Source organism: Streptomyces sp. NPDC087859, assembly GCF_044742595.1.
Classification (GTDB): Bacteria; Actinomycetota; Actinomycetes; order Streptomycetales; family Streptomycetaceae; genus Streptomyces; species Streptomyces canus_F.
Window position 1 is genome coordinate 219,317 of record NZ_JBIUUU010000019.1, and the last position, 6,274, is coordinate 225,590.

A 6,274-nucleotide genomic window follows, 5' to 3' on the forward strand; every position below is an offset into this window, starting at 1 on the left:
GTCGGTGACACCGTGCTGCCGGTGCAGTCCGCACCGGCCTGGGCAATCCGTCGAACTACTTGGGGTCCTCGCTCTCCCAGGGACAGACGAAGAGGCCAGGCCGGACGCCCCATGCGTTGAGCACAGTGATCAGCTCGGATTCGTCCGTGGCGTCAGCAGATCCGATGAGGGCTGCTCCGATGTCGTAGTCAAAGCCGTCGATGCGTTCGCGGTCGTACTCCCAGTGCTCAAGGTGGAAGCTGCGTTCAGCGTCGCTGCGAACCCAACCCTCGCCCTGCGCTTGGGTATCGGGGTCGCCCTTCCTGGGGCGGACGTCCACAAATGCCTGGCGGCCAGCCCTCGATGCTGGGACTTCCGCAACCAGCCTCCTGCCGAGACGGAGCGCGGTCAGTTTGTCCACGGGCCAGCTCGATCCGTCGTTCATGAGGTTCATTCTGGCCTGGTCACCCGAGAGTGAGTAGCGCGGTCAGGTGGTGACTTCTGGTGCGTGCTCAGCCGACCGCCACCAAAGGCCAACACCACCCCGCCGACTGTGCAACAGCGCTCGGGGGGAACTCACAGCCGGGCCGCTGCTGACACTGCTCGTGGCTTGATCAACTCACCGTGTGTTGCAACGATCCCTCGAATCCACCTCCGGCGCTGCCGTGAGGCCGGCGAACTGCCCGGGTCGGTGCTGGACGACGAATGAACGCCCCAGCGCCTCCGGACGAGATGGCGTCCCTCGTCGTGGTGTAAGCGATCAACTGGCGGGCTTGTTTGGGGTGTTGGGTAGTGCGGGGGCGCTTTCGGGGAGTTCACGGTAGAGCTCGTCCATGCTGCCTTCGGGGAGGTAGCGGCGGGGGAAGGCGATCCATTCGTCGTGCAGTTCGAAGAGCACGGCGGTGACCAGCCGCAACAGGGCGTCGTCGTTCGGGAAGACCTGGACGACGTCGGTCCGGCGCTTGATCTCCCGGTTGATCCGCTCCAGCGGATTCGTGGACTGGATCTTTTTCCAGTGCCGCGGTGGGAAGTCTGCGAACGCGGTCAGATCCTCCTTCGCCTCCAGCAACATGGCTTTGACCTTGGGGAACTGGGCGCCAAGCATGTCGGCGACGGTGTCGAGCTGGGTGCGCACCAGCTCAGCGGTGGGCTGGGTGAAGATCGTGCGGATCGTCGCGGCGACCATCTCGCCGGAGTCCCGGTCGATCATGCTGAAGACGTTGCGCAGGAAATGAACCCTGCACCGCTGCCAGGTGGCACCGAGCATGACCTTGCGGACCGCGGCGACCAGCCCGGCGTGCTGGTCGGTGACGACCAGACGGACCCCGGACAGGCCACGTTCACGCAGGGAGCGCAGGAACCCCTTCCAGAACGCCTCGCTCTCACTGTCGCCGACCATCAGCCCCAGCACCTCGCGGTTGCCGTCCTCGGTGATGCCGGTGGCGACCACGACGGCCCGCGAGACGATCTGGTGATTCACCCGCGCCTTGCAGTAGGTCGCGTCCAGATAGACGTAGGGAAATCGGACATGATCCAGCGGGCGGGTGCGGAACGCGGTCAAGCGGCTCGTCCAGCGCCGCGCAGATCCGCGAGACCTCCGACTTGGAGATCCCACTGTCCCCGCCCAGGGCTTTGACCAGGTCATCGACACTGCGGGTGGAGACGCCGTGCACGTATGCCTCCATGATGACGGCGTAGAGGGCCTGGTCGATACGGCGTCGGCGTTCCAGCAGCGACGGGAAGAAGCTGCCGGTGCGGACTTTGGGGATCTCCAGGTCCAGGTCGCCGGCCAGCGTGGTCAGCACCTTCTCCCGGTGCCCGTTGCGGACGGTGGTCCGCGTCGGCGTGTGCTCGTTCCACTCCGCGCCAATGTGGGCACTCGCTTCGGCCTCGATCAGCTCCTGCACCATCCGCTCGGCGATGGCGCGGATGAGCTCGATTCCGTCGGTCGAGCGTAGTGACTCAAGGAGCCGTATCAGTTCAGACTGGGACAGGGCCATCGTGCACTCCTCGTGGTTGAACTGGCCGTTCACCAAGGAGAGTTACGCGATGGCCCGCCTCGTGTTCAGGGAGCGGAACTCACCCGTGGAAGTGCGCCCCGGGCAGACGCCCGCGCACTCCCAGTCGCTGATCCTGTACACCACGACGAGGGACACGATCCCGGACGAAGCAGGCCCGGTAAGGCTGTAGCCGTGGCCGAGCAGACGGACGACTCCGCCGAGGCAGCCGAGCTGCGCGCCGAACTTGAGCGCCTGTGTCACGAGACCGAACGTCAGCTCATCCAGGAGCAGCACGCCCGCGCCCTTGCCGAGGCGGAGGGACGGCACCTCAAGGAGCGCCTGGCGGAACGCGCGGGGCACATCGCGGATCTGCAGCGCCCTTTCGCAGCGCTCACCCCTGCGCCGGAACGGGCGGCCATCCCCCCACCCACGCCCCCACCCACGGCCCCGGCCGCGCCCGAGACGGCACCCGCTGGCTGCTACTAGGAGCAAGGCGAGCGGCGGCGCTGGTGGTCCCGCTGCGGTTGACTACCCCGCAGCACCGCGCCGTGCCCGACCCCGCCGCGATTTCCGGCGGCACCTCCTGCACGATCCCCTGCGACATCTCCTGCGACATCTGTTGCGCGAGTCCTTCGGGACGCTGCGCGTTGCCGCTGGTCACCACGCCTTTTTGAGCATGGTCGGGGACCAGACACCCCCTGGAGCCTCCCTCAGCCACCCACGATCAGGAAGAAGGAGATGGGGCGGGGCTGGGGCAGAGGTCGGCCCGGCGGGGGATCGGCGCCCTGGAGGCGGTGTTGCGCGTCGGCGTCGCCTCCGCGCTGCCCGGCCGCTGGAGTGTCCGGGCGGTGGAGCAGTGGACCGGGCGGCGGCCAATGGCGAACGCCGCTGTTGCGGTGGGGGTTGCGGTGGGGGTTGCGCCAGGGTGTTGCGGTGGAGGTTGCGCGGCTTCCTGGAGTCTCTCCGCGTCTCCCCTGGTCACTCCAGCAATCAGGCTTGGTACGCCTGCTGACATCCCCCTCTGCACACCCCCACGCCCCCGACGAGACAAGGGAGAAGGGAAAGGGAAGGGCGGGGACGGGTGGGGGTGTGCCTCGGGGGATCGGGGCGCCGTTCTCTTCTCGTTGCGCGTCGGCGGGGCCTCCGCGCTCGGGCGCCGGGCACAGCCGGCGCAGACGAGTTTCGAGGCACGGCCAGCACGCGCTATCGCCCCGCCCGCCCCTGAGCCCTCTTGCTTAGGCTCGCACGGGACACAGTTGGCGGAGAGCGAGGGGCGCACGGGATTCCACGCTTTCGACGCGAGCGGCGTGCTGACCAGCCGGCCCGCTACCAGCGCATCCCCAATGCATCGAGGTCCGCGCGCCGCTCTGTTGGCAGTTTGGCGGCCCGGCGGCGGGTGTTGTCGAGGAATGCCCCGAGTTTGATTTCCTCGCCGTCGACGAGTTCGACGTGCTTGCGTGCTGGCTGCAGGTGTCCTTCGCGGGCGTGGAACTGGCGTGCGGCCGCAAGGTTGGCCGCCCACCGGTCGCCCTGCGAACGCCGTGCCGGAGCGACCGCCACGGCCTCGCTCTCGGGATCCACGCCGATCGTCTCCAGGAGGTACTGCTGGACGGTCAGGAGCCGGTCCCACCCGGCCATCTGCCCGGCGATCCACACCCCGAGGTCCTCGCCCTGGACGACGACGTTCCCCGGCCCGGTCGGGAGCGCTCCGCCCGCTTTCACGTGCGCGAGGGCCAGCCGGTACGACCGCTGCCAGGCGATCTCCCACCCCTCTGGCGCCCATCCGGGATCGATCTCGTTGAGTGCCTCCATGCGGCTCTCGGACAGTTCCCCGGCATACGAGATGCCGGTTTCCCCGTTCGCGCGGCGTGCGGCGTTCTCACGGGCCTTGCGGACGCCAGCGCGCTGGTTCTTCAGCCAGGTCCCCAGGGGGAAGCCGTCCCAGACGACGGTGGCGGCGGGCAGGCAGTGGCCGTGCACGTTCGCGTAGTCGCGGGCGACGGCGAGGCCGGCGTCCCATGCGGAGGCGTGCACGGACCAGACCATGCCGAGGTTCTCCAGCTCCGTCACGCGCGACGCTTCCAGGGTCCCCGCGCTGTAGTACCGGCGTTGATCCGCGACAAAGACCCCCAGCGGATGCCCGCCGATCCCGGGCCAGTCCTCCGGGGTGACGTACGTGTACGGCACGCGCAGCTCGCTGTTGTCACTCGCGCGCAGCCACCTCGTGGCGGCTTCGATGCCGCGCCGCCAGTAGGCGCGTTCGGGGTCGATGACCCGCAGCCGCACGAACTGCGTGAGGACGGCCGGGTCGCGTTCCTCGGTGAACCGCAGCACCCCCGCCGCCGCGGCCCCGACCGGCGGGACAAGATCCTGCTCCTGGCCCTCGGAGTCGTCGGCGAGGACGTCCTCGCTGTCGTCCTCGGAGGGCCGACTGCTGTTGCGCAGACGGGGATCGGCAAGCGCTTCGATCATGGCAGCGTCGTGTGCCCGCAGGGCAGTCAAGATCTTTGACAGGCTTCCATACGCATCAGAAGTAAGGAGCTCGTTCGGATCTTCGTCCGGTCCGAGGAACACCGGAACGATCAGCGTGGCGAGTTTCCCGCGCCCCGGATGCAACCTCAGGGCGCGCCCTACCATCTGCACGATATCGACCATCGAGCCCCGCGCATCCGTAAATAGCACGGCATCGCACTCGGCAGTATCGACACCTTCACCCAAGACACGGACTGAGGAAAGAACCCGCAATTCAGCCCGCACATCCTCATTCTCGAACGCGGGCCCTCCGAGGAAATCGGAGGCGAATTCGTCCAATACTTGACGGCGGTGTCCGGGGGCGTGGTCGCCGTACAGCCACTCCGCCCACACCTGCCGAGCCGGCGGGTAGGTCTCCGGGTCGTCCTTCGCGAGCCGGCTCGCGGTGACCGGCACGGCGGCCGCCATCGCCTCCGCCTCGCCCACTCGGCTGTGAAACGACAGCACCCGACGGAAGCGTTCCTGCACGGCCGCGCGCATCAGCCCCGTCTGGACAGCGGCCAGCCGCGCCCCGCGGACCGCGTCCGATCCGGTGTCCTCACCGCTCAGGGCGGCGTACAGGTCGGGGTCGCGGATGTCCAGGCACAACACCTGATAGGGCGCGACGATGCCCCGCCCGATCGCCTCCGACAGCGTGAGCTTGTATGCCACCGGCCCGAACACCGGCGAGCCGTCCTCCATCGACGCCACCAACCGCGGCCGCTCACCCGCGCCCTCGGCCTCCCACACACGGGGAGTGGCCGTCATGTACAGCCGACGCTCGGCAGGCAGCTGCGCCTGGTCGTGTACGGCCGCCCACGGCCGAAGACCATCCCCACTGGTCCTGTGGGCCTCATCCACCAGCATCAGGCTCCACACCCCCAGCCCGGCCGCGTGCGCGCGCTGGAGAATCCGCAGACCTACCGACGCGTAGGTGGCGAAGACGGTGACGGTCTCCAGCCCCTCCAGCCAGGCCACCAGCTCGTCGGGATCGGTCGTGCAGGGCAGGCCCTGGCTCTCCTCGGCCCGCAGCGAGCACACGCCGATCATCGCGCCCGACCGGCCCGCCCGACGCCACGCGCCGGCCATCTGCGTCAGCAGATCCAGCGTCGGCACCACAACCAGCACACGGCGCGCGGAAAGACGACGCGCGGACTCCGCCCCAATGAGGCTTTTCCCGGAGCCAGTAGCAGCGATAACCTGCGTCCGCAGCCCTTCCGGCGGCATACGGCCACCGGGTGGTGTGCCGAGAATACGGACGACGCTATCGACAGCTTCAGCCTGATGCGGCCGCAATTCCATCTGAGTCACAAGCCCTCGCATTCTCCGGCGTATACAGAGAGAATCCCAACTCATTCAAGATTGCATCCGAGTTTCACAATGACGACCCTCACGCCCGGACGATTCGGGGGATAGGTATTCTGCCATCATCCCAGACTCAAGCTGCTCACGAGAGTGACGCACCAGATCTCTTCGGAAGTGGTCGGACGCGGCTGATTCCCAACAGGACCCCGGGTTTGACGGAGCGTCAAGCGGCGTCCGCCAGAGGCGACCGGCACACCCCGCCCTGCTCGTTGCCGCTGTTTTTCAGGCAGGCCCGGAGGGACTGTCAGGTCTCGTACAGGACTGCGGAGCAGGCCGGTACGAGACGCATCTGACCGGAGGTCAGATGCCCGGATCACGGAGTGATCCGGCAGGCGGAACGGAGTTCCGCCCCCTCCCGGGCGAAGCCGGGGAACCGCCGCGTAGCGGCGGCGCGTCGTGTCTGCGGAGCAGACCGCGCG

At 68.2% G+C, this 6,274-nt stretch carries 3 protein-coding genes and 1 pseudogene; all 4 read right to left on the bottom strand.

Features of this window, described 5'->3' with window-relative positions:
• Positions 1–55: 55 nt before the first annotated feature.
• A complete protein-coding gene (locus ACIOHP_RS38565; RefSeq protein WP_401894760.1) occupies positions 56–424 on the bottom strand; it encodes a hypothetical protein in 369 nt (122 codons plus the stop codon).
• Between the two features lie 315 nt (positions 425–739).
• Positions 740–1,979, bottom strand: a pseudogene (locus ACIOHP_RS38570) (IS256 family transposase).
• A 42-nt stretch (positions 1,980–2,021) separates the two neighbouring features.
• Positions 2,022–2,306: a hypothetical protein gene (locus ACIOHP_RS38575; RefSeq protein ID WP_401894762.1), complete on the bottom strand. Its 285-nt coding sequence runs from the start codon at positions 2,304–2,306 to the stop codon at positions 2,022–2,024.
• A gap of 999 nt (positions 2,307–3,305) precedes the next feature.
• Positions 3,306–5,792 carry a Helicase associated domain protein gene (locus ACIOHP_RS38580; RefSeq protein WP_401894773.1) on the bottom strand — a complete coding sequence of 829 codons (2,487 nt, stop codon included), beginning with the start codon at positions 5,790–5,792 and terminating at the stop codon, positions 3,306–3,308.
• Positions 5,793–6,274 lie beyond the last annotated feature (482 nt).